Raw genomic sequence first — 22,159 nt, forward strand, 5'->3', positions numbered from 1 at the left:
GCCAGATCCTCGGCGCCGATTTCCTTGCGTGCCAGAATGCGCTCGGGCGTCTGTGCATGGGTGCACACGATCAGGCCTGGCGCCACGCATTTGAGGCGCCAGCCGGTGGCGATGCGCTCGACCTGACGCAGTGCGTTCTGCCCGTCGCTGCCGGCACAGATCATGGCCGCATACGGGCGACCGTTCAAACGGTCAAGTGCCGCGTAGTAGCAGCGATCGAAGAAGTCCTTCATCAGCCCGGACATTGCGGCCAGGTTCTCCGGCGTCGCGAACAGATAACCATCGGCTGCCAGCACATCGTCCGGACCGGTCTCGGCCGCGCGCTGCAACTTGACCGCGACGCCAGGCTGCGTGCGCGCCGCGCCGGCTGTCGCCTCGGCCATCTGCTGTGTCCCTCCGGTCATCGTGTGGTAGATGATCAGCAGCGTCTTCATCCGTTCTCGCTCGCCGTCCGCCGGTACGCTGCGAACTGTATCACGCCATCGTCACCAGGACGCACCCCGGACACTCGCCCGCCGCGGCAAGCTGCGGGGCGGAAATCGCCACCGGCCATCTCAGTTGCCACCGGCGCCGGCCGCATCGTCGTTGTTCGCCAGCAGGCGCAGCGCGGCCCTGTCGCACAGCGTGACCCGCCCGTAGTCGAGACGCAGCATGCCTTGGCTCTCCCAGGTCTTCAGCTGCCGGTTCACGCTTTGCCGCGATACGCCGAGCATATGGCTCAGGTCTTCCTGCGAGAGCCGCAGTACGGCATCCTTCTCGTCAGGCGAAGACAAGGTGTGCGCATGGTCTGCCCATAGCAGGCGCCGTGCCAACCTTACCGGGAATGGCTGCAGGATCGTTTCGTCGATCCACCCGAGCGCCAGCCGATAGCGGCGGCAGACGAGCCGCGTGAACTCGATGAGAAAGCGCGGCTGTTCATCGACCAGTGCATGGAAGGTGGTGGCCGGCACCACCAGCAACTCGCTGTCGGCCACTGCCCTTGTGTCATAGATGCGGGGCGCGTCGACAAACAGCGAGACCTCGCCAAACCACTGGCCGGGCTCAAGCATGCTCAATACGGCCTCGCGTCCGTTCTGCGCGGTGGTGCTGACGCGAAGCTGCCCGCTATCCACGCAGAAGAGCGCATCGGGTTCCGAGCCATAGGTGAAGAGTACGTCGCCCTTCTGAAGGCGCCGTCGTGCCGCGTGGGCACGCAATACCGATTCCAGTTCGGGCGAAAACAGCCGGGGGCTTGCAGATTCCGCCGGAGCGGGGGGACATTTTCGCATCTCAGGATGAGCCGTTGGGTGAATCGCTAGCATACCGCCTGGACGCACCGGATGCAGCAGTGGGCCAGGCATATCGCCCAGGGTTTCTCCGGATGCCGAACTGCCAATCGGCGACAGTCTCGAGCCGGGGGACTCCCGATAATGGCCTCGGTCCGCCGCCACGCCGTGGCAACAGGGCGGGCCATTCCCCATACAAGGACAGGACCCGCACGATGACTGTAACGACCGACATTGCCCAGCGCCAAGAACGCCGCGAACGGCTGGTGCTGGATCATTTCGCCGATGAGACCAGGCAGGACTTCGACGCCGTCCTGGCTACCTTTGCGCATCCGCGCTACGAGCTGATCCCCGGCGGGGAAGTCCTTGACGGCAGGGATCCGGTCCATGCGTATTACCTGCAGACGCGCAGGGCGTTCCCGGATCAGCGGCACGAGATCATCAAGCTGCGCCATACCGAGGATGCCGTCATCGTGGAGTTCTGGCTGCTCGGGACCCATCGCGGCCCCCTCAATGGCCTGCCGCCGACCGGCAATGCGTTCCGGTGCCGGATGATTGCGCTATTCATCTTCGAAGGCGAGACGCTGGTGTGCGAGCGCGTCTATTTCGACTCGCTGACCATGATTCGCCAGCTGCTGGCCGGCGTGTCGCCCGAGGCGCTGCCCCAGGTTCTTTCCGGCTTGCTCGAAAAGGTGCCGGCGCAGACGCCGGCCGTCGCATGAGCAGGCTCCTGCAAGGACAACGAGCATGAATCGAGACTTTCCACCCGAGGGCCTTCTGCCCGTGGCAGACTTCGACGGCGCGCGGCGGCTGCCTGCGCCCCTGGATCGGCTGCGCGCACTGCGGCGCTGCGCCCGGCAGTTCCGCGAGCGCTTCCTCGATGCGCCGCCGGTCTCCTTTGCCGCCAGTTTCAACCTTCTTCGTGTTCCCTATCCGGCCTGGTATGCCTTCAGCGGTGTGTATTCGCAGCAATTGCTGAAGCCGCACCTGATTCACCTGCTGGCGCGCGTGGCCGTGATCCAGTTCAAGGGTTTCGATGGCAGGGCACGCACGCTGCTGTTCACGCCTGCCGACTTCGAGGCCGGGGCGCAAACGCCATACTTCAAACGGATGGCCGAACACACGCCGCGCATGCTCCGGGGTGCTATCGCGCCGGTGCATGCGACCGTGCTGCAAGCATTGGAGGCCTGCGGCATTGCTCCGGATGAGGTCGACTACATTTCATATGACCACCTCCATACCCAGGACGTCAGGCGCTGGCTTGGCAACGCAGCGACGCCGGGACTGTTTCCCAATGCGAAACTGGTAGTGCACCGCCAGGAACTGGCGAGTGTCAATGCCTTGCTGCCGATCCAGGCCGACTGGTATTGCCCCAACGGGCTGGACGGCGTGCCGGCGTCCCGGATCCTGGCCTTCGACGGCAGCGTCGAGCTTGGACATGGGGTGGCATTGGTCCATACGCCTGGGCATACGGAGGGCAACCATTCATTGGTCTACCGGACGCCGGACGGCATTCGCGTCAGCAGTGAAAACGGCGTGTCGGCCGACAGCTGGGCGCCCGAGCATTCGCGCCACAACGGTATCCGGCGCTTCGCTCGTGCCACGGGCGCGGAGGTCATATTGAACGGCAATACGCAAGAAGGCAGCAACGACCAGTACCTGTCGATGGTAGTGGAGAAGACGATCGCCGGCCCCTCGGCCGATCACGCGTTCTCCAATGTGGTGCCGTCCAGCGAATGCACGCCGCATTGGCTCTTTCCCGGGGCCCCGTCGAGCCACCTGTGGGGCGAGACCCGCTTCGGATTGCCAAGGCTGCGTTAGGCGCGGTCTCCAAATCGAATAACGAGAACGGAGACAACACGATGCCATCAGTGCGGCCGGCATTCGGATGCCTCCGGAGAGCGGCGCCGTCAATGCCGGATCGGCTTGCCCTTCAGAGCAGCTGCTCGACAAGATGCAGGTGGACCTTCACTTATCATGGTTGGGTTTCGCCCCCGGACGTCGAGGGTGCGGTAGCTAAAGCCGCTGCTTCAGCAAGGGATCAGGAGAACATCAGTGATGATCCATCACCGCTGCATATTATTCGCGCTGGCGTTGTCGATGCCCGCTGCCAATGCTGGGGACGACCTGCAGAATCGCGGCCAGGATCCCTTCTTCCAGGTTTCCTCGGCCATTCCCAACTGCCCGGAGCCCGCCGGCCCCCGTGTGAGCGAAGCTGAGTGGCGGCGGGAGTCGCACCACCGCATCGAGCATGGCAATCACTGCTGGCTGGAGGGACGATGCCGCTTGCCGAATGCCTTCGCCTACGATCAGGAGATTGCCGACAGCACGCGTCGCCGTTTGCAATGGCTGTCGGCCAATATGCCAGGGTGGCGGCAGAGTACCTTGTGGGTGACGGTGTGGCAGCGCTGGATGCTGGTCCAGGGTTGCGTGGCACCGGACTTCGCGGCGCAACCGTTCATGAACGCGCTACGGGATGTTCCCGACGTCGAGCGTGTCATCGATCAAACTACCGCGCATCCCGAACGCGGTGTGCCCTATGCGCTCTACAACAACGGCGCGCTGGAAAAAAACGATATGAAAGCGAGCGGAGTCAACGATAAAGGCAAGAAGAAATGAGACGGCCAAAGAGTGGATATGGTTCGGGAAATCCGCCCATTTCCCGCAGTGGGAGGGGAAGGAAAAACTCCACGACTTGTTGAGCAGGAAAGCTCTGCCTGCAACACCGGGGAGGCGGTGCGAGGCGGCCTTGTGGCCGTCTGCCTCATCACGCCCACTTCTTCCCTAGTTCCTCCAGGCCAGCCTTTTGCAGATCCTCCGGGCTCATCACAACGCGGAACTTGCAGTTGGCCTGGAAATTGAGAAAGAAGGGCTCCACAAAAGCAGGAACGTCGGATGGATTTTCGACATTGACCAGGAAGACCCCGCCGCGCATTCCGTCTTGCTCGGTAAAGTATGCTGCCTCGGGCTGGATCGCTTCGAGAATACGCCCGATGAGCCCGCCCGCCTTCCCGTCTCTGATGAGCGCGTTGAACGGCTCATGGGGGAATTGGACTGTGAGTAGCATCTTCATGATTCAGATCCCCTTGCATCGTTGCTGCACCGTGGGCAGCTTCTTGCCACAGGCGTTCGTGCCGCACAACCTCGTCGCTCGCGGCGGTCGGGAAAACCGACGCCGTGGCTAGCAGGGGCGCCGATACTTCAAGATAGCACCGGCCGCTCAAAAAGCCAGCTGGCTACCCATCCCTCCTGTGGATGAGGCTGGACCCGAAGGTGTCGCGAGACGGCCACACACCGTGAAGGCGAGAAATCCAGGCCAAGCGCGAGTCAACCGGAGGCGCCATGACAAGGCAGTGACCGGGTGGCCGTGCGCCTATGCACCTGACAGTGCAGTCGCGTGGAGAATGCAAGAATATCCATCGGCGCCATCATGTGCCCGCGGTCTTCCGCTGGCGATTACCTGGCGTTTCTGAGCCGCGGACTCTATAACTGAACGAAAATCACGGATGTACTACGATCATGCCGGATGAGTATCGTGCAGCACTAGAAAAGGCATACACGCTGGCCTTGGATTTCCATCGCGCGCGCGCGAAGAGAAACCCTGAGGCGACGGCCAGCTTCGACGCGTTGTGGGCGGCCCTGAACGGCCCGACGCCGACGGACGGCATGGCGCCCGCCGAAGTCATCAAACAGTTGGCCGAGGGGGTAGACGCTGGCCTGATGGGGGCGGCGGGGCCGCGTTACTTTGCCAAGGTCACGGGGGGCTCGCATCCGGTTGGCGTTGCGGCCGACTGGTTGACAAGCATCTGGGGGCAGAATAGCGGGAGCTACCTTGGGTCTCCGGCAAACGCAGTCGTTGAGCAGATCGCAGCGATATGGCTGCTCGATTTACTGTCATTACCCCCGGATTGCTCGATCGGCTTTACAACTGGCGCGACGATGGCAAGCTTCGTTTGTCTTGCTGCCGCGAGAGGCGAGGTCTTGCGCAAGGCCGGTTGGAATGCCGATGCGGAGGGATTGTTCGGCGCGCCGCCCATCAGCGTATGCATTGGCAACGATGCGCATGCAGCGATCTTTGCCGCGTTGCGTTACCTAGGCCTCGGCCATGACCGCGTCGTCAGAATCCCGACGGATGATGCCGGGCGCATGCAGGTTGCAGCGCTGTCCACGACCTTGGCGTCTTGTGGCGGGCCCCTGATCGTCATCGGGCAAGCCGGCCAGATCAACACAGGTGCGTTCGACCCCTTCCGTGAGATGGCGGACGTCGTGCATCGCTACGGTGGATGGCTTCACATCGACGGCGCTTTTGGCTTGTGGGCGCGCTCGTGTCCGACGTTCGCCCATTTGACTGAAGGCATCGAGCAGGCGGACTCCTGGGCGACTGATGGGCACAAGTGGCTCCAGCTGCCCTACGATTGCGGTTATGCCATCGTCCGGGACGCGCACGCCCATCGGCGCGCGATGGCATACGAAGCAAGCTATCTGCCGGCAGCCGGCGGCGAATGCCGGGAGCCCTTTCACTACGTGCCGGAACTCTCAAGGCGCGCACGCGGCTTCGCCACGTGGGCGCTTATCCGCGCGCTAGGGCGCAGCGGTATCGCGGCGATGATCGAACAGCACTGTCTGCTGGCCCGGCGCATGGCGGAACGGCTCGCGTCGGAAGCCGGCGTGGAGATCCTCAATCCAGTGGAGCTGAACCAGTTTATCGTGCAGTTCGGCACAGGACTACCGCCGGCGCAACGAGATCAGTTAACGAGGGCGGTCATAAAATGCGTTCAGGCGGCAGGCGTCTGCTATGTAGGTGAGGCCGGTTGGCGCGAGCGCGTGGTGATGCGCTTCTCAGTGATTTCCTGGGCGACCACCGGGGCCGATATCGATCGGTCCGCCGAATCCATCATTGCGGCGTGGCGGGAAGTCGGCGCCGGCACGATGAACTCAGGGTGAGCGTGTAACGGCCTTTGCCTTGGCACCCATCCGGATACATGCGCTCTTCAATGACGATCCGATCCGATCATGCCAGGCACACTGGTTGCGGGAGGAAAAAAGGTGAACCGAATCCCGATCGTCATCGCGGTAGCGCTTGTCATGGGCGCATGGCTCGCTCCGACAACCGTGGCGAGTGCGGCTCCATGTCTTATGGTGACGTTGACGGGCACGCAGGGCGGCCCGGGCGCTTTCAATGGCTTGGCTGGTCCTGGAACGCTGCTGAGCTACGGCGACGATAGCAACGGCTGTGGGGCGCTGAATCTACAGTTCGATGCGGGGCGTGGCACTACCATGCGTCTGTCCCAACTCGGCATGACGGTCGGGCAACTCGACGCAATCTTCTTCACGCATCTGCACTCGGATCATACCGACGGCTTCGCCGACATCATGCAGTTGCGCTGGCACTTCGAGTCCGCGCGGCCCAAGCTCGATGTGGTGTGCAGTGCCGATACGGTATCCGCGGAGGGTTTCACGATCAGCTGCAGGAAACTCACGCTGCATATTGCCGATGCCTTCATCCAGTCCGGCGAGATCGCGCAGCGTGTGTCCGAGGATAAGGCGCGTCCTGCAGGCGGGCCGGCCGAACTGATCAACACGATCACGTTCGAGCCGAAGGACGAGCCGGAGGTGGTCTGGTCGTCGGGTGATGTGAAGGTCAGCGCAATCCGTTCGACTCATATCGCGGGCCATGCGTCCTATCGTGTGGACACGCCCGCCGGTAGCGTGGTGATAGGCGGCGACGCGGGCAACGACGCAATCGCCCCTCCGCGCGCCTCCTCGACGTCCAATGAGGTGGAGAGGTTGGCGAAGGGCGCGGATGTCATCGTTCATTCGACGATTCACCCCGCCATGGCGCCCGAGAAGGGTAGTGGAATGCCGCCACGGATCTTTTATCGCCAAAGTTCGGCACCTGATCTTGGCGCAATGGCGAAGCGGGTCGGGGCAAAGTATCTGATGCTCACACACCTGATCCCGCCGCCCGGCGCGACGCACCAGGGCCCCTGGCGCGTTCCGGGTGGTCGTCTGACCGAAGCGGACTATCGCAAGGCCGTCCTGGAGAGCGGATTTACCGGAAATGTAGTCGTGGGGGCGGATCTTGCGAGCGTCCGTCTTCCGCCGAAGTAAAAAAGCACGCTCGCTGCCTGCGCGCGGGATTCCGTAAGCCGCCGGATCCATCTACGGAAAACCGGAGCGATTTCGGGACGGCGGCTGCGCTTGATGGGTCGGCCAGTCTGGCTCATTGCGACGGGTGCAGGCTGGAGAACCACAGGTAGCCATCAAAACGGTCCCCGTCAAAGAACAGGAAGAGGAAAATCCGTCGATCATCGCTATTCTCGCCACCGAGGTCGATCAGACCTTCCTCGTAGTAGTACGTCCACACAGTGCGCGGCGAGGACTGCCAGGGCATCATCGAACGCCCGCGTCCATCGGGTTTTCCGAGCACGGCAAGCACCCCCTGCTGCGTGGCATTGCCTATCTGGAGCGACTTGTTCAATACGGCAACATCCGGCTTCTTTCCTGCCCGCACTTGTATGGGGCCGCAGCCGGCCAACTGGCCGGACGCCAGCACCAGGAGTGACATGGCGAGACAGCCGCTGATCATGCGCGCGCCGATCCAATGCGCAGGTTGCACCAAGGCCTTCTCCACGCGTGTCCGTACTGATGGATCCAGGGCAGGTCTCATGGCCTTGTCTGCAGTAGTTGCCCGGAAGAGAACCACATATACCCTGCGTAGACATCCTTTTCCATGAATACGAGGAGCATCTTCAGCTTTACCTTCTTCCCCTCGGATTGCGTGTACTCGTAGAACCAGACCTGCTGCTCGGGGTGGTCGGGCGCGAACCTGGCCTGCCCGCGGCCGCGCGGCTCCCCGAGCGCGGAGACAACATCGTTCGCGCTGGAAACGGCAATCTTGAGCGACGGCAAGCGATCGACCTGGGGCATGGCGCCAAAGTGCATGGTGGTGGCACACCCTGCCAGGAAGACAAGTCCAGGTACCGCTAGAAGGGAAGTCGCCAGCCGGCGTAAGACACCCATGACGGCCACTTCACCGATCGACCGCCGGCTTGAATGCATTGGAGGTCCAAAGATAACCGTCGAAGATATCCATCTTGAAGAAGACCAGCAGGATCTGCTGGCGCAAACTCATGTCGATCGTGCCCGCGCCCGATCTGGTGTCCGTGACTTCGATGTTGTCGTAGTACCAGATCTCGCGCGGGCCGTTGCCCATCGGCTGTTCGCCTTTGCCCTCGGGGCGCGCTATCTCGCTGCGGCCAGTCCCGTTCGGCACACCCAGCAGGCGCTGAACATCATCTTTTTTCGATACGCCGCGGCGTAAATGCTGTTCTATCAAAGCGGTGTCGGGAAATACACCGGTCCCGACCGTCTGTGCATGCAAAGGCGAAGCGAGTAGTGCGATGCTGATGAACCCGGCCGCCAGCGCCAGGCCGACTTTGGTATGGGTCATCGCTTTTCCCTCCGTAGCGTACTCACCTACTTGCCGGGGCTTTTGCCAGAAGCAAGCTGACGGAGTTGTCTCACGACATCATCAAGCGCGGATGCCAGGATGATCTTGTCAGCGCCGATGGAATACAGTCCGCCCGCCCCCACCGTGGCTGCCCCGCGCACGATAGCCATTGTTTCTCCCGTGGTTGAATCCACGACCATCACGGCGACCTGGCCGGAAGTCGCGCCCCAGCCCGGAAGCAACCAGCGTTTGACGGCATTTCCCTCTGCGAAAGCGGAAACATCGCAGCTCAGCACGTAGCGCCCATCGGTCTTTATCTCGAACTCGGGGCTGCCTTTGAGCTTGGCAATCAGCGTATCCGTTGCTTCGTGACCCAGATCCCGACTGGCGTAGCCAGTACGGTCGATGCACGGCTGCACCCGCAGTTGCATGCGCCCATCCGTGCTGAAAACAGGGTGCAGGTCAGCCAGCGACTCCTTTTCGGCAAAGCTGGAGGCGCAGCCCTCAAGGGCGAAAACCCCGGTCAAGACCAGCGCGGGCGCGGACGGTATTCGCATGGGCACGCCATATGCGGCATTGCAGTAAGCGTGGGAGAGGCCCTTTCACGCAGCGGGCCGTCAGGAAACGCTACCAATGCCATCGCAGCGAGTACCCTGAAAGCTAATTTAGCGCTCGCTGCTTTGATGTCAAGCCGCGAATGGAAGTGCAAGGCGTCCCGCTCGCGCACGAGCGGCGATCACCTCGCGTATTGATCCGGCCAACTCGAATTCGAATGCATGCTGCGTGCATCGGATAGCGTCTTATCTTTCGATTGCTTCCGCCGCTACCGTAGTCTGCAAATCACCAAGGTGAGCGTTCGGCTACGAGCGGAGGCCGAACAAGCCGTGCCAGAACGAATCGAAGGCGCCGGGGTGGCGCCTGGGCCGCGTCACCTCGTCGGGGTCCGACGCCGTCGCCCCGGCGGGCGTCGCGGCAGCCTCGGCGTCGGGCGCGTCCGCGGCCATCGCACTTGCCCGCCGCGACTCCTGCAAGGCCCATGCGCTGTCCGCGATGCGTGCCGCCAGATCCGCCTCGCAGTCCCGGCCGAGCAGCACGCCGAAGATGACATCGCGATTGTGGCCGTCGTCGGCAAAGCGCATCGCGATAGCGACCATCTTCTCGTAGTGTTCCTGCGCGACGCGCCGGGCCTCGCGTTGCGCCTCGCGCTCCTGTTCTTGCTGCGCCTCGTGCTCGGCCTGCCAGCGCCGCATCTCCTGCTCGAATACCTCGTCGTAGATCTGGCGCTGCCCGGCATCGGAAAGAATGGCGTAGGCATCGCGGATTTCATGGAACGCCGCGTGCGCCTCCGCCTCGCGGCCAGGGTTGCGGTCAGGGTGCCACTTCATCGCGGCGCGGCGGTAGGCGCGCTTGATCTCGTCCAGGGTGGCGTCCGCTTGCACGCCGAGGGTCGCGTAGAGGGTGGTCATGGGCCAATGGGGCGGCTGCTTTGGGGAGCGCCCATCCTAGCACGGGGTGGCCCGCCGGCACGGTCGTCGCCACGTTGACGTGGTGCTGTTATTGCGGTCGCTTCGGAAAACGGAAAATATTGCGCCAAGCCAGGCAGAGGTCCGTGGCTGGGCCTCCAGCGCAATGGTCAGCCGGATTGACGCCATCGGGCGTGCAATCTCCTGCCGACGGCCTGGGGTCGGCTAGCGCTCCGGCAGTGGTCGCAGGGGCGGGAACTTCTCCTGGTACAACCTGTGATTCTTGCGGCGCACCCGATCATCGGTTCTTAAATGCGAAAACGACAACCAAGAGCGCAACAAGCGCGGCAAGCCATTTCAAACTGGCGACCAGGGTGCCGAGCTTCTCCACCAGCACGCTGACGGCATCGGCCTCGGTCAGGTTTAGCTGCTCTTGTAGCGCCAGGCCATGGTGCGCACTCTCGTTCTGTTCGAGCCCGCGCAAGCTGACTTTCGTGAGATCCAGCGAGAGATGAACAACGTATCCATCTGCGATTTCCGGCGACTCCATGGTGTTGCCGCTTTTACCCGGCCTGAGGCAAACACATGACTCCCCGGGAGAGTCAGCCACAACCTGCTCGGAAATGTAGGCGCCCCTCAGGCATAGCCCAACCTTGACAGCAGCAAGGCGTCCGTCGGCAACACCCTCGGACAACGCCTGCAAGCTGCTTGCTGGCACCAGGCACGACGCCCACCACTGATCCGGTTCCTGCATCTCACGGTCCGAGCGGTTATAGCCGAGCCTTGCGGTGCCAAGTGGGATGTCGGAGAGGGCAATGCCGAGTTCCTCTTGCCATTCGCGAAGGCCTTGCCCATCCGCCGTGTTGATTTCCCGGGCGGCAAAAGAAACCTGGACGGTACGCGTACTATTCTCGGATTCGCCAATAATGGACAGGCGACAGTCGTCGAAAGACGCGGTCCCGTGGATGTAGGTAGAAAGCGTTGACTGCGCGTCTCCCCCCGCAGGCTCCAGTTGTTGGACGACCTGGAGGTCCTGCAAGGTGAGCCACAGTGACTTTGCAGGGTGATACGCCTGCGTCCCGCCAGCAGCGCCAACGAGTTCGAGCGTGTGGCCACGGCGCTCCCTTATCGGGTCGGCAGCCTCCACCAGCGGCGGCAATAGCCGGGTTAGCAGGTGTGACTCTCACCGACGTCCTGTCGCGTTATCGCGGCAGGACGTCGCCGCGCCCAGCCACCGGCCGCACAGATCGGACAGCGGGACAGCTGGACCTATCGGATTCCCTTGCGCATGCTGGCACTGTACCAGTGCGCAAGCAAGGTTCCCAGCGCCCCCCCAAAAGGTGGGGCGCTGCCCATTCCTTTTCGGCCAGCAGCCGCGACATACGTGCCAGCCAAGGGGAGGCCAGGGAGAAGGAGTATCCTGGGAAGAGCGGATACCCTTGCCGAGACAACAGGGAGGACTGGCCGTGTGCAACAACTACGCCCCGATCCAACGCCAGCTGCTGCGCGACGTCTACGGCGTCTTGCCGCCGCCGCCCGACTATCCGCCAGAGACCTGGCCGGACTATGCAGCACCGATCATCCGAGCAAATCGAAATGGCAAACGCCAGGCTTTGCTAGGCACCTTCGGCATGATCCCGAAATCCCGCATTCAGCCGGGCGCAAAGAATTTCGAGACAACCAATGCGCGATCGGAGACGATTCGGGAGAAGCGATCATTCGCTGGCGCGTGGGCGAACGGTCTGTTGTGTCTCGTGCCGGCTACCAGCTTTTACGAACCCAACTACGAGGGCGGCGCCAAGTCGGTCCGCTGGCGGATCTGGCTAAGGGACGAACCTGATTTCGCGATCGCGGGGCTATGGCGGGCCTGGCCGCGCGAGGCCGGTGCCGAGGTATTCAGCTTCACCATGCTGACGGTTAACTCAGACAAGCACCCGTTGATGAATCGCTTCCATGCGCCAGGCAAGGAAAAACGGATGATTGTGATCGTGCCGAGGTCGGAATGGGATGACTGGCTGACATGCCGGGATCCGGATCTGGCGCGCAGCTTCATGCGGCCCTACCCAGCAGAGCGGATGGCTGCAGAGCCGGCACCGCAGATCATCAAAGAGAAGGCGTGACATTGCCTCGGTAGCGTACACCACGCGCCACAATGGCGCCGCTCGTTCATGATCCATCGCATTCTCAAGCACCACCCAGACCGCCGCATGGCGGCCCCGCGCTAAGCTCCGCGCCCTGGAGGACCCAATTGCAGCCAGCTTGGAAAGCGGGCATCGAATTCCTGCGGAGAAATATCGCTCAGATGCGAACATGCCCCGTTCGGCAGCGCAATGCTGAGTTTCTTGTGCCAGAGAACCAGTCCGGCGACCCGAACGACACGGACGCGCTCCTCCCTCGGAACGGGGTACGTGGAAACATGTCCGGGAACCGCCACCAATAAGACGCGCCGGCCCAACTCGTGCGTGAACCATCCCGAAGCGTCGCGTCGAACCAATACCATGGCCGCAACGTGCCGATGCAAGTAAAACAAGCGCAAGGCCAGAAGAATTAGAAACAGCACCGATACCCGCAACATGATGTAGCTCCGCTGTGATGCAGCTACTCCCATTGAATTCAGGACCGCAGACCGCCAGTCAACCCGGCAAGTGTGATCGATTGGGTTCTTTTTGTATATCGGGCTTACTACTTGCAACATTCCTCCAGCGCACAGGCCTGGCGCGCAGGTCGGACTGCCCTATGGCAGCCGGTGTCGCGCGGCTGAGCACACATCCCCGGCCGGCCCGATATCGGGCATCTCGTAGCCGGGCACTTCCTGGATGGTTGGCATTTGGCTTCCCTACTGGATCTGCGCAATGCGCAGCAGGTTGGTTGTTCCGGCAACGGCAAAGGGCAGTCCGGCCGAGATCACGATGGATTCGCCGGCCTGTCCGAACCCTTCCTTGAGCGCGGTCCGGCAGGCTAGCTCGGTCATCTCCAGCACATCGATCACCTCATGGCACAGCACGGCATGCACGCCCCAGGCCAGCGCCAGCCGCCGCGCGGTGGCGATCCGCGGCGTCATGCCGAGGATCGGGACCTCGGGCCGCTCCCGCGCCATGCGCAGCGCCGAGTAGCCGGAGCTGGTGTAGGCGGCCGTTGCCGGCACCTTCAGCAGGCTTGCGACATGCCGCACCGCGTAGCCGATCGCGTCCGCGGCTTCCGCTCGCGGCGGGGTGTGCGAGGCCTGGATGGCGTCGTGATAGAGCGGGTCCGATTCCGTGCGGGTGATGATGCTGTCCATCATCCTGACCGCCTCCACGGGATAGCGCCCGGAGGCCGACTCGGCCGACAGCATCACGGCGTCGGCGCCGTCGTACACGGCGGTGGCCACGTCCGAGGCCTCGGCACGCGTCGGCACCGGCGAGGCGATCATCGATTCGAGCATCTGGGTGGCCACGATCACTGGTTTGCCTGCCTTGCGGCACGCGCGCACGATCTGCTTCTGCAGCGAGGGCACCAGTTCCGCCGGCATCTCCACGCCCAGGTCGCCACGCGCCACCATCACGGCATCGGCTGCGGCGACGATCGCTTCCAGGCTCTGTATGGCGGCGGGCTTCTCGAGCTTGGCCACGATGCCGGCGCGGCCCTTGACGATGTCCTTGATCTCCTGGATGTCTTCCGCCCGTTGCACGAACGACAGGGCGATCCAATCCACGCCAAGCGTCAGGCCGAAATCGAGGTCGCGCCTGTCCTTCTCGGTCATCGCGGACAAGGGCAGCACGACGCCCGGCACGTTGACGCCCTTGCGATCGGAAAGCGTGCCGCCGTTCATCACCGTGGTCTCCGCGAAGTCGGCGCCGCACTGGTCGACACGCAGCCGCACCTTGCCGTCGTCGAGCAACAGTTCGGTGCCTTCGTGCAGCGCGGCGAAGATCTCCGGATGCGGCAGGCTGACCCGGCTTGTGGACCCGGGCATGTCACGGTCCAGGTCCAGGCGGAACTTCGCTTGCGCCTCCAGTCGGATCGGGCCGTCGGCAAAGGCGCCGATCCGCAGCTTGGGCCCTTGCAGGTCCAGCAGCACGCCGATGGGGCGGCCGCGCTCGTGCTCGACCGAACGGATGGTATCGAGCCGTTGCCTGTGGTCTTCGTGGCTGCCGTGGCTGAAGTTGAGCCGGAAGACGTCGGCGCCGGCTTCAAACAGCGCGTCGATGACCTCGGGAGCCGTGCTTGCCGGTCCCAGCGTTGCCACGATCTTGGCGTTGCGAAGGCGTCTCATGTTGTTACTCCCAAATCACCGCGCAATCAGGATGGCGCGGAAGTCGTTGACGTTGGTCAGGGTCGGGCCGGTCACGACGGCGTCGCCGAGCGCCTCGAAGAAGCCATGGCCGTCGTTGTCGGAAAGGGCATCGTGCGGCCGGATGCCGAGCTGCCAGGCGCGAGCCAGCGTGTCCGGCCCGGTGATGGCGCCGGCGATTTCCTCCTGTCCGTCCACGCCATCGGTATCGCCGGCGATGGCATGGATGCCGGCTTCGCCGCGCAGCGTAAGGGCCAGCGACAGCAGGTATTCCACGTTCCGGCCACCGCGTCCTTTGCCGCGGACGGTGACGGTGGTTTCTCCACCGGACAGCAGCACGCAGGGCGCGGTGAAGGGCTGGCCATGCCTGGCCACCTCCAGGGCGATGCCCCCCATCACCTTGCCCACGTCGCGCGCCTCGCCCTCGATGGCATCGCCGAGCATGTGGACGGGGAGGCCGGCGTCCCGCGCCACCCGCGAGGCCGCCTCGAGTGCCATGCGCGGGGTGGCGATCAGCGTGCTGCGGATCTCAGGCAGCCGCGGATCGCCCGGCTTGACGGTTTCCGCCGCACCGGACGCCAGCACGGTCAGCGCGTGCGGGGGCACGTCGATGCCGTAGCGCCGGATGATGGCGATGGCGTCGGCGCAGGTCGTCGGGTCCGGCACCGTCGGGCCGGATGCGATGTCGATGGGATCGTCGCCCGGCACATCGGACAGCAGCAGATTGCAGACGCGCGCCGGGTGGCAGGCCGCCGCAAGCCGGCCGCCCTTGATGGCGGAGAGGTGGCGGCGCACGCAGTTCATCTCGGTGATGGTGGCCCCCGATCTCAGCAGGGCGTGGTTGATGGCCTGCTTGTCTTCCAGCGAGATGCCGGGCAGCGGCAGCGGCAACAGTGAGGAGCCGCCGCCGGAGATCAGGCAGATCACCAGGTCGTCTTCGGTGAGGTTGGACACCAGCTCGAGCATGCGATGCGCGGCGTGGAAGCCCGCTTCGTCCGGCACCGGGTGTGCCGCCTCCACGATGTCGATGCGTGAGCAGTCGGCGGCATAGCCATAGCGCGTCACCACGAGCCCCTCCAACGGTCCCGGCCACGCCGCCTCGAAGGCGCTGGCCATGGCGGCGGAGGCCTTGCCGGCGCCGATGACGATGGTCCGGCCCTTGGGCGGCGGCGGCAAATGCCGGGCCAGCGTCCGGCCGGGCTGGGCGGCGTCGATCGCTGCGCGAAACATGTCGCGCAGCAGGGCGCGAGCCCGGTCAGCTTGCATGGTCATGATTGGCTGGACTCAGTGAGGGAGGGAGGCCTGCGCATCCGTCACGCGTGCCAGGCGGGCCCCGGCCGTTTCCACGCCGGCCTTGTCGCCGACGGCTTCGGTGTCGCCGGCGAGCTTGCCGTCGAGGGCATCCTGGAGCTGCCGCTGGTCCACGGCGCCCACCCACCTGGCAATGGCAAGCGTGCCGACGGCATTGCCGATGGTGTTGGTGATGGCCCGGGCCTCCGACATGAAACGGTCCACGCCGAGCAGCAGCACCATGCCGGCAACGGGAATCTTGCCGAGCGACGCGAGCGTGGCCGCCAGCGTGATGAAGCCCGATCCCGTCACGCCCGCGGAGCCCTTGGACGTCAGCAGCAATACGCCTAGCACCACCATCTGGTCGGTCAGCGTCAGCGGCGTGTTGGTGGCCTGGGCGATGAAGATGGCCGCCATCGTGTAGTAGATGCACTGGCCGTCCGGGTTGAACGTCAGGCCGGACGGCACGACCAGGCCGACGACGGGCTTGGACACGCCGGCATTCTCGAGCTTGCGCATCAGTTGCGGCACCACGGACTCCGACGAGCTGGTGCCCAGCACCGTGAACAATTCATCCTTGATGTACCGGAGGAACTTCCACAGGCTGAAGCCGGCGATGCGCGCCACGCCGCCCAGCACCAGCACCACGAAGAGGGCGCAGGTGATGTACATCGTGCCCATCAGCTTGCCCAGCGAGACCACCGAGCCCAGGCCATACTTGCCCACCGTGAATGCCATCGCACCGAATGCCGCAAGCGGGGCAAGGCGCATGATCATGCCGACCACAGAGAAGATGCCGTGCGTGAACGAGTCCAGGAATTCGACCACCGGTTTGGCCCGCGGGCCGATGTGGGACAACGCGATGCCGAACAGGGTGGCAAACACCAGGATCTGCAGGATGTCGTTCTTGGCGAGCGCGTCGATGATGCTGGTCGGCACCATGTTCATCAGGAACTCGATGAAGGTGTGGGGCTTCTCCGCGGCATGCGTGTAGTTCGCGATCGCCTTGGTGTCGAGGTGGGCGGCGTCGATGTTCATGCCACGGCCAGGCTGGACCAGATTGACGACGATGAGGCCCAGGGCCAGCGCGAAGGTGGAGAGCAGCTCGAAGTAAAGCAGGGCCCGCACGCCCACGCGCCCCAGCTCCTTCATGCTTTCCATCCGGGCAATGCCGAGCACCACCGTGGCAAAGATGATCGGTGCGAACACCATCTTGATCAGCTTGATGAAGACATCCCCCAACGGCTTGAAATCACTGCCGATGTCCGGAGCCAGGACGCCCAGGGCGATGCCCGCCGTTACGCCAATCAACACCTGGACGTACAGCTTTCCCAGAATTTTTCGAATCATTGCTGTCTCCTGCTCGGTCGATGGGATGCGCCTGCTGACCAGCTCTGAAGGCTGTACTTTTCGTCCGCAGGGCAGGGCGGGCCGCGACCGGGCCCGCCAGATGCCGCCCGGGCGATGCCGGACGGTATGGACTGCGCCAGGCGCCGGTCAGGCGGCCTCGGCTTGCCGGCCGGCGGCCAGTTGGTCGCAGACTGCCTTGGTCACTTCCGCCGTGGTGGCCGTGCCGCCAAGGTCGCGGGTATGCAGCGCGGGGTTGGCGGTGACAGCTTCGATGGCGCTCATCACCCGTTGTGCGGCTTGCTGTTCGCCCAGATGCTCCAGCAGCATGACCACCGACCAGAAAGTGCCAACGGGATTGGCCAGGCCGCGGCCCATGATGTCGAAGGCGGAGCCGTGGATCGGCTCGAACATCGACGGGTAGCGGCGTTCCGGATCGATGTTGCCGGTCGGCGCGATACCCAGGCTGCCCGCCAGCGCCGCCGCCAGGTCGCTCAGGATGTCCGCGTGCAGGTTGGTGGCGACGATGGTGTCCAGTGTTTTTGGGCGGTTCACCATGCGCGCCGTGGCGGCGTCCACCAGTTCCTTGTCCCAGGTCACGTCCGGGAAGTCCTTGGAGACCTGCAAGGCCACTTCATCCCACATCACCATCGCGTGGCGCTGCGCGTTGGACTTGGTGATGACGGTCAGCAGCTTGCGCGGCCGCGACTGGGCGAGCTTGAACGCGAAGCGAAGGATCCGCTCCACGCCCACGCGGGTCATCATCGAGACGTCGGTCGCGGCCTCGATGGGGTGCCCCTGGTGCACCCTGCCGCCCACGCCGGAGTATTCCCCTTCGGAGTTCTCGCGCACAATGATCCAGTTCAGGTCTTCGGCCGCGCAGCGCTTGAGCGGGCCGTCGATGCCGGGGAGTATGCGGGTGGGGCGCACGTTGGCGTATTGATCGAAGCCCTGGCAGATCTTCAGGCGCAGCCCCCACAGGGTAATGTGGTCCGGGATCTGGTTGTCGCCGGCCGAGCCGAACAGGATCGCATCCTTGCCGCGGAGTGCGTCGAGGCCGTCTTCGGGCATCATCATGCCGTGCTGGCGGTAGTAGTCACCACCCCATCCGAAGTTCTCGAACTCGAAGCGCAAGCCGGCGCCAGCGGTGGTCAATGCCTCCATGACTTCGCGTCCGGCCGGGACCACCTCCTTGCCAATGCCGTCGCCCGGAATCGTCGCGATCTTGTACGTCTTCATCTTTTGTCTCCTGGTCTGGATCACCGCTGAATTGCGTGAGGTGGATTCTTGCCCATGGACAGGGTTTCGGATCGTCGCTAAAGTTAAACCATTCTTAACTTGAAATTAAAGATGGCATGGGTACGAGCAACGGCATACAGCCCGCCGAGCTGGGCTTCTTCGCCTCGGTGGCGACGGCGGGCAGCCTGAGCGCCGCCGCCCGGGACCTGGGCATCACGACGGCGGCGGTGAGCAAGCGGCTTGCCCAGATGGAGTCGCGGCTCGGCATGCCGCTGCTGATCCGCACCACGCGGCGCATGGGGCTCACGCCGGAGGGAGAGGTCTTCCTGGAGCACGCCCGGAGGATCCTTGGCGAGATCGACGACCTCGACCAGCTATTGACCAGGGCCAAGGGGCGGCCGAGCGGTCTGCTCCGGGTCAATGCCACGCTCGGCTTTGGCCGCATGCATGTGGCGCCGGTCATCTCCGAGTACAGCAGGGCATACCCGGACGTCGACGTGCAATTGCAGTTGTCGGCGGATCCGCCACCGCTGACGGAAGATGCATTCGATGTTTGCGTCAGGTTTGGCGAGCCTCCCGATGCGCGCATCGTGGCCAAGCTGCTGGCGCCCAATCGGCGTCTGCTCTGCGCCTCGCCAAAGTATTTGCGCGATCACGGCGTCCCGCAGACGCCGATGGATCTGGCGCGCCACAACTGCATCGGCATCCGTCAGGGCAGCGATGCCTATGGCGTGTGGCGGCTGACCTCGGGCAAGGGCGCCAGGCAGCGGACCGAGTCCGTCCGTGTGCGCGGCAACCTCACCACCAACGACGGCGAGATTGCGGTGAACTGGGCATTGGAGGGCCACGGCATCGTGATGCGTGCCGAGTGGGACATCGAGCGCTACTTGCGCAGCGGCCGGCTCGTACAGGTTCTGCCGCAGTATTCGACGCCGGAGGCGAGCATCTATGCGGTGTACCAGCAACGACATCAACTCTCCTCGCGAATCCGGCTCTTTGTGGAGTTCCTGGCGTCGAGGTTCAGTGAGTTTGGCAGATAGGAGGGGAGGACCTCGATTTCCAGGCCATCCCTTTCGCACTGCTGCGCGCGGACCGGCCGGGGATGGCTTCGATCAATTGCCGGTTCTCGACGTAGATGCCCGTCTCGGGCCGAGAAGAACCTGTCATGGAAACGGCGGAATCCGGCCCACAGGAGATGGCCGGCGTTGCCGCGCATGCCATCGGTTCGGCCCGGCAGCGCACGGTGTCAGGCCAGCGCGATCTTTCCCGTCTGCAGATCGTAGACCGCACCGACGATGTCGATCTTCCCGGCGGCATAGCGCTCCTGGACTACCGGTGGTGAGTTCTTCAGCCTGCTCACCTGCCGCCGCACGTTCTCGATGATCGCGTTATCGAGCAAGTCGCCGGATTTCGCCTTCTGCGCGGCAATCACCGCGGGCTTTATCTCCGCGATGAGCTCGGGCAAACGGCCCGGCAGGACGGCCTTGGCCTTCAGTACCTTGATCGCGGCATCGACTGCGCCGCATCCCGTGTGGCCGAGCACCAGGACCAGCGGGGTCCCCAGGAACTGGACGCCATACTCGAGCGAGGCCAGCAGGTCGGGATTCAGGATGTTGCCCGCGACGCGCACGACGAACAGATCGCCGGGCCCCTGGTCAAAAGCCAGTTCCGGCGCGACGCGAGAATCGGCGCAGCTCAAGATCCCGGCGATTGGGTACTGCGCCTGCGCGCGGGCGGCCCGGCCCGCCGAGAAGTCGCGTTCGTTGGGCATGTTGGCGGCATAGCGCGCGTTGCCGTCGATCAGCCGCTTCAACGCATCCGCGGGCGCGATCACGTTCGGCGCAGGCGGATCGGCCGCCATGGCTGCGCCGATGCTCCATGGTGCCAGCGCCGCGACTGCGCCGGTTCTCAGAAAATCGCGGCGCGATACTTGAGCCGCATGCCGCGCGTCACCGCACAGATCGCACATCCGATTGCCTCCGTCGCCGCCTGGTTCATCGGAAAGCCGAAACCGAAACACACGCTTGCCGCGGATGCTTCCCGAAGCGCGCCGGCATCTCCAGTCACGCCGTAACCGCAGTCGTTCTTCTTTGTAGGACAACCTTTGCTATCCGTCCAGTCCGTTTTCCCGGCTCGCGCACCGGAAGGTGCCCTGCACGATAGGTTGGAACCAGGTATCGAGCCTTCCCGGAGCCAACCGGCGCGTGCGGCCGAATTGGCGCAATCATGGCTCCGCCGGCAACAAGGCCGAGCAGGCCAGCAGCCTGGCAGCAATGGCCGGGAACAAAGGCCTGCTCTCGATTCTTTCGCTCAAACACGCCATCTTGAGTTCTTCAAGCTCGCCCGTATCGGACGACGTTCCCACCTCGCACCGCTCAATCAGTTCCTCAAGCAAATGACCGAACGCCCGAACCTCCAGCCGCTGCAATGCAAGCCCGAGTTCCCTGTCATTGACATCGTAGAGAGACGCCGCGCCGAAATCCCCCAGCAAGGCGCGCCCCTGGCTGCAATGGAGGATATTGTGCGCATACAGATCGCCATGCATGATGCCTCGCTGATGCAGATGGCAGGCCGCCGAAGCGATTCCATGCGCAATCCGCACCGCCGAAGCCAGATCGAAGCGGGCGTCGGCCCCGTAGATATCGCGTGTGCAGGACGCCAGGCTCGGCGGTGCCGCAAGGTTGGTGAACTCCGGATCGATCAGCGCCATGACGAGACCATGCTCGTCCATCGGATGGCCTTGCACTTTTCCCCTGACCTGGATCAGATTCGGGTGCTGTCCGGCGTGCATGCAGGCGGCCATCTCGCAGTCCGGCAAACCGTCACTCGTCACGGCACCCTTGAACAGCTTGACTGCAACAGGCGTTGACCCATCACCATCGCGCGGAATTTGCCTCGCGCGATAGATGATGCCCGACGCACCCTCGCCCAGCTTCTGCTCGAGCGCCAGCGCCTCCCAGTGGATATCATCGACCGGCGTACCGGCTGACGCTGTCGCTTCCAGCGCCGCGCTGAGGGGATTGCCCGCATACGCCAGCCACGCCAGCCGCGGCAAGCGCACCAGCCACCCGGGCAACCCGCTTAGCCGATTGGCGGAAAGACGCACCAGTTCGAGTCGAGCGCACGCGGCCATTTCCGCGGGCAACGTGCGCAACCGGTTGCCGGCAAGCATCAGCTTCTGTAGCCGCGAACAGTTTCCGATTTCCGCTGGCAGCGCTTCAATCTCGTTGTCCGTCAGGATCAACCAGCGAAGCTGCTGCGGAAGCGATCTGCCGGAAACCTTGCGTATGCGATTTGCCTTGAAACCAATCATGCTCAACTGCGGGCACGCCCCCAGTACTTCGGGCAGTTCAGTGAACCGGTTGTTGGAGGCGAAGAGGATCCGCAATCTGGTCAGCCGCGGCAGATCATCCGGCAGCATCGAAAGCGCATTGCCGGACAGGTCAAGGATTTCCAGTGTCTCGGCCAGATCGAAGATCTCGCGCGGAAATTCGGTCAACCCGCAAGCGAGCTTGATCTGCCGGGCACCCGCGAGTTGTCCGGCCTGCAGTTGTTCAAGTGATGTTGTCACAGTGGAAAGTGATATCCGGTAGCCGGTGATTGTTGGGCCAATCGCGTCTATTCTACTGGGATCGCTTTCCGGCAACCAACGGCCTGGCGCCTTCGGGTACGGTTCCGGGTACGTATCCGGTTGATCGGCACGCGCCCAAGCCGCTTGTTGACAAGGGATTCCGGCTTGAAATCCTGTGCTCAACGAGGAGTGCGGCGGATTCCTGGCGAATACCGGCCATCCCCCGATTTGAGCGGTGTCGACGCTTTCCAGGTCAAC

At 63.8% G+C, this 22,159-nt stretch carries 22 protein-coding genes; 7 read left to right on the forward strand and 15 right to left on the reverse strand.

Going from position 1 to position 22,159, the window contains the following annotated elements:
* The coding region (locus P3W85_RS25435) for a flavodoxin family protein (RefSeq protein WP_276266789.1) at positions 1–434 on the reverse strand (434 nt) is incomplete at its 3' end.
* Between the two features lie 120 nt (positions 435–554).
* The gene (locus P3W85_RS25440; RefSeq protein ID WP_017226240.1) at positions 555–1,196 is read right to left on the reverse strand and encodes a Crp/Fnr family transcriptional regulator; all 642 of its coding nucleotides are present in this window, start codon (positions 1,194–1,196) and stop codon (positions 555–557) included.
* 284 nt (positions 1,197–1,480) lie between these two features.
* Here P3W85_RS25440 and P3W85_RS25445 point away from each other — a divergent pair, with 284 nt between their 5' ends.
* From P3W85_RS25445 to P3W85_RS25455, 3 genes are all read left to right on the forward strand, one after another.
* A complete protein-coding gene (locus P3W85_RS25445) occupies positions 1,481–1,987 on the forward strand; it encodes an ester cyclase (protein ID WP_017226239.1) in 507 nt (168 codons plus the stop codon).
* A gap of 25 nt (positions 1,988–2,012) precedes the next feature.
* Positions 2,013–3,086, forward strand: a complete 1,074-nt coding sequence (locus P3W85_RS25450) for a hypothetical protein (protein WP_017226238.1) — start codon at positions 2,013–2,015, stop codon at positions 3,084–3,086.
* A 237-nt stretch (positions 3,087–3,323) separates the two neighbouring features.
* Positions 3,324–3,884, forward strand: coding sequence for a BON domain-containing protein (locus P3W85_RS25455; RefSeq protein WP_276266811.1), 561 nt, complete (start codon positions 3,324–3,326; stop codon positions 3,882–3,884).
* 148 nt (positions 3,885–4,032) lie between these two features.
* On the opposite strand, the gene P3W85_RS25460 is transcribed toward P3W85_RS25455, so the two are convergent.
* Positions 4,033–4,338 (reverse strand): hypothetical protein, encoded by a 306-nt coding sequence (locus P3W85_RS25460; protein WP_017226236.1) that lies wholly within the window; start codon positions 4,336–4,338, stop codon positions 4,033–4,035.
* A gap of 446 nt (positions 4,339–4,784) precedes the next feature.
* Here P3W85_RS25460 and P3W85_RS25465 point away from each other — a divergent pair, with 446 nt between their 5' ends.
* Both P3W85_RS25465 and P3W85_RS25470 read left to right on the forward strand, forming a co-directional pair.
* On the forward strand, positions 4,785–6,209 hold the full coding sequence (locus P3W85_RS25465; RefSeq protein ID WP_276266790.1) for a pyridoxal phosphate-dependent decarboxylase family protein: 1,425 nt from the start codon (positions 4,785–4,787) through the stop codon (positions 6,207–6,209).
* 102 nt (positions 6,210–6,311) lie between these two features.
* Entirely contained in the window at positions 6,312–7,376 is a 1,065-nt protein-coding gene (locus P3W85_RS25470; protein ID WP_276266791.1) for an MBL fold metallo-hydrolase, read from the forward strand.
* Positions 7,377–7,488: 112 nt separating this feature from the next.
* Here P3W85_RS25470 and P3W85_RS25475 read toward each other — a convergent pair whose 3' ends face one another.
* From P3W85_RS25475 to P3W85_RS25500, 6 genes are all read right to left on the reverse strand, one after another.
* Positions 7,489–7,887 carry a hypothetical protein gene (locus tag P3W85_RS25475; RefSeq protein ID WP_276266792.1) on the reverse strand — a complete coding sequence of 133 codons (399 nt, stop codon included), beginning with the start codon at positions 7,885–7,887 and terminating at the stop codon, positions 7,489–7,491.
* Between the two features lie 44 nt (positions 7,888–7,931).
* Positions 7,932–8,288, reverse strand: a complete 357-nt coding sequence (locus P3W85_RS25480) for a hypothetical protein (RefSeq protein WP_276266793.1) — start codon at positions 8,286–8,288, stop codon at positions 7,932–7,934.
* 10 nt (positions 8,289–8,298) lie between these two features.
* The gene (locus P3W85_RS25485; RefSeq protein WP_276266794.1) at positions 8,299–8,718 is read right to left on the reverse strand and encodes a hypothetical protein; all 420 of its coding nucleotides are present in this window, start codon (positions 8,716–8,718) and stop codon (positions 8,299–8,301) included.
* Between the two features lie 26 nt (positions 8,719–8,744).
* Complete coding sequence (locus tag P3W85_RS25490; protein WP_276266795.1) at positions 8,745–9,275, reverse strand: DUF4410 domain-containing protein; 531 nt, start codon at positions 9,273–9,275, stop codon at positions 8,745–8,747.
* A 303-nt stretch (positions 9,276–9,578) separates the two neighbouring features.
* A complete protein-coding gene (locus P3W85_RS25495) occupies positions 9,579–10,184 on the reverse strand; it encodes a J domain-containing protein (protein WP_276266796.1) in 606 nt (201 codons plus the stop codon).
* A gap of 295 nt (positions 10,185–10,479) precedes the next feature.
* Positions 10,480–11,328, reverse strand: coding sequence for a hypothetical protein (locus P3W85_RS25500; RefSeq protein ID WP_276266797.1), 849 nt, complete (start codon positions 11,326–11,328; stop codon positions 10,480–10,482).
* Between the two features lie 319 nt (positions 11,329–11,647).
* On the opposite strand from P3W85_RS25500, the gene P3W85_RS25505 reads away from it, so the two are divergent.
* The gene (locus P3W85_RS25505; protein WP_276266798.1) at positions 11,648–12,301 is read left to right on the forward strand and encodes an SOS response-associated peptidase; all 654 of its coding nucleotides are present in this window, start codon (positions 11,648–11,650) and stop codon (positions 12,299–12,301) included.
* A 716-nt stretch (positions 12,302–13,017) separates the two neighbouring features.
* Here P3W85_RS25505 and pyk read toward each other — a convergent pair.
* The 4 genes from pyk to P3W85_RS25525 all read right to left on the reverse strand — a co-directional run bounded on the left by pyk (position 13,018) and on the right by P3W85_RS25525 (position 18,330).
* A complete protein-coding gene (gene pyk / locus P3W85_RS25510) occupies positions 13,018–14,436 on the reverse strand; it encodes a pyruvate kinase (RefSeq protein ID WP_276266799.1) in 1,419 nt (472 codons plus the stop codon).
* A 15-nt stretch (positions 14,437–14,451) separates the two neighbouring features.
* Positions 14,452–15,720 carry a glycerate kinase type-2 family protein gene (locus P3W85_RS25515; protein ID WP_276266812.1) on the reverse strand — a complete coding sequence of 423 codons (1,269 nt, stop codon included), beginning with the start codon at positions 15,718–15,720 and terminating at the stop codon, positions 14,452–14,454.
* 18 nt (positions 15,721–15,738) lie between these two features.
* On the reverse strand, positions 15,739–17,094 hold the full coding sequence (locus P3W85_RS25520) for a dicarboxylate/amino acid:cation symporter (protein ID WP_276266800.1): 1,356 nt from the start codon (positions 17,092–17,094) through the stop codon (positions 15,739–15,741).
* A 147-nt stretch (positions 17,095–17,241) separates the two neighbouring features.
* On the reverse strand, positions 17,242–18,330 hold the full coding sequence (locus tag P3W85_RS25525) for a tartrate dehydrogenase (protein WP_276266801.1): 1,089 nt from the start codon (positions 18,328–18,330) through the stop codon (positions 17,242–17,244).
* A 116-nt stretch (positions 18,331–18,446) separates the two neighbouring features.
* On the opposite strand from P3W85_RS25525, the gene P3W85_RS25530 reads away from it, so the two are divergent.
* Positions 18,447–19,370 (forward strand): LysR family transcriptional regulator, encoded by a 924-nt coding sequence (locus tag P3W85_RS25530; RefSeq protein WP_276266802.1) that lies wholly within the window; start codon positions 18,447–18,449, stop codon positions 19,368–19,370.
* A 206-nt stretch (positions 19,371–19,576) separates the two neighbouring features.
* On the opposite strand, the gene P3W85_RS25535 is transcribed toward P3W85_RS25530, so the two are convergent.
* Together P3W85_RS25535 and P3W85_RS25540 are read right to left on the reverse strand one after the other, a co-directional pair.
* Positions 19,577–20,299: a carbonic anhydrase gene (locus tag P3W85_RS25535; protein WP_276266803.1), complete on the reverse strand. Its 723-nt coding sequence runs from the start codon at positions 20,297–20,299 to the stop codon at positions 19,577–19,579.
* 255 nt (positions 20,300–20,554) lie between these two features.
* Entirely contained in the window at positions 20,555–21,901 is a 1,347-nt protein-coding gene (locus P3W85_RS25540) for a leucine-rich repeat-containing protein kinase family protein (protein ID WP_276266804.1), read from the reverse strand.
* Positions 21,902–22,159 lie beyond the last annotated feature (258 nt).

The organism is Cupriavidus basilensis (assembly GCF_029335485.1).
GTDB classification, from domain to species: domain Bacteria; phylum Pseudomonadota; class Gammaproteobacteria; order Burkholderiales; family Burkholderiaceae; genus Cupriavidus; species Cupriavidus basilensis_E.

Excerpts from the sequence above, each read along its gene's own strand:
- P3W85_RS25445 (WP_017226239.1), top strand. The coding sequence starts at position 1,481 with ATGACTGTAACGACCGACATTGCCCAGCGCCAAGAACGCCGCGAACGG.
- P3W85_RS25450 (WP_017226238.1), top strand. The coding sequence starts at position 2,013 with ATGAATCGAGACTTTCCACCCGAGGGCCTTCTGCCCGTGGCAGACTTC.
- P3W85_RS25455 (WP_276266811.1), top strand. The coding sequence starts at position 3,324 with ATGATCCATCACCGCTGCATATTATTCGCGCTGGCGTTGTCGATGCCC.
- P3W85_RS25460 (WP_017226236.1), bottom strand. The coding sequence starts at position 4,338 with ATGAAGATGCTACTCACAGTCCAATTCCCCCATGAGCCGTTCAACGCG.
- P3W85_RS25465 (WP_276266790.1), top strand. The coding sequence starts at position 4,785 with ATGCCGGATGAGTATCGTGCAGCACTAGAAAAGGCATACACGCTGGCC.
- P3W85_RS25480 (WP_276266793.1), bottom strand. The coding sequence starts at position 8,288 with ATGGGTGTCTTACGCCGGCTGGCGACTTCCCTTCTAGCGGTACCTGGA.
- P3W85_RS25485 (WP_276266794.1), bottom strand. The coding sequence starts at position 8,718 with ATGACCCATACCAAAGTCGGCCTGGCGCTGGCGGCCGGGTTCATCAGC.
- P3W85_RS25490 (WP_276266795.1), bottom strand. The coding sequence starts at position 9,275 with ATGCGAATACCGTCCGCGCCCGCGCTGGTCTTGACCGGGGTTTTCGCC.
- P3W85_RS25495 (WP_276266796.1), bottom strand. The coding sequence starts at position 10,184 with ATGACCACCCTCTACGCGACCCTCGGCGTGCAAGCGGACGCCACCCTG.
- pyk (WP_276266799.1), bottom strand. The coding sequence starts at position 14,436 with ATGAGACGCCTTCGCAACGCCAAGATCGTGGCAACGCTGGGACCGGCA.
- P3W85_RS25515 (WP_276266812.1), bottom strand. The coding sequence starts at position 15,720 with ATGCAAGCTGACCGGGCTCGCGCCCTGCTGCGCGACATGTTTCGCGCA.
- P3W85_RS25520 (WP_276266800.1), bottom strand. The coding sequence starts at position 17,094 with ATGATTCGAAAAATTCTGGGAAAGCTGTACGTCCAGGTGTTGATTGGC.
- P3W85_RS25525 (WP_276266801.1), bottom strand. The coding sequence starts at position 18,330 with ATGAAGACGTACAAGATCGCGACGATTCCGGGCGACGGCATTGGCAAG.
- P3W85_RS25530 (WP_276266802.1), top strand. The coding sequence starts at position 18,447 with ATGGGTACGAGCAACGGCATACAGCCCGCCGAGCTGGGCTTCTTCGCC.
- P3W85_RS25535 (WP_276266803.1), bottom strand. The coding sequence starts at position 20,299 with ATGTGCGATCTGTGCGGTGACGCGCGGCATGCGGCTCAAGTATCGCGC.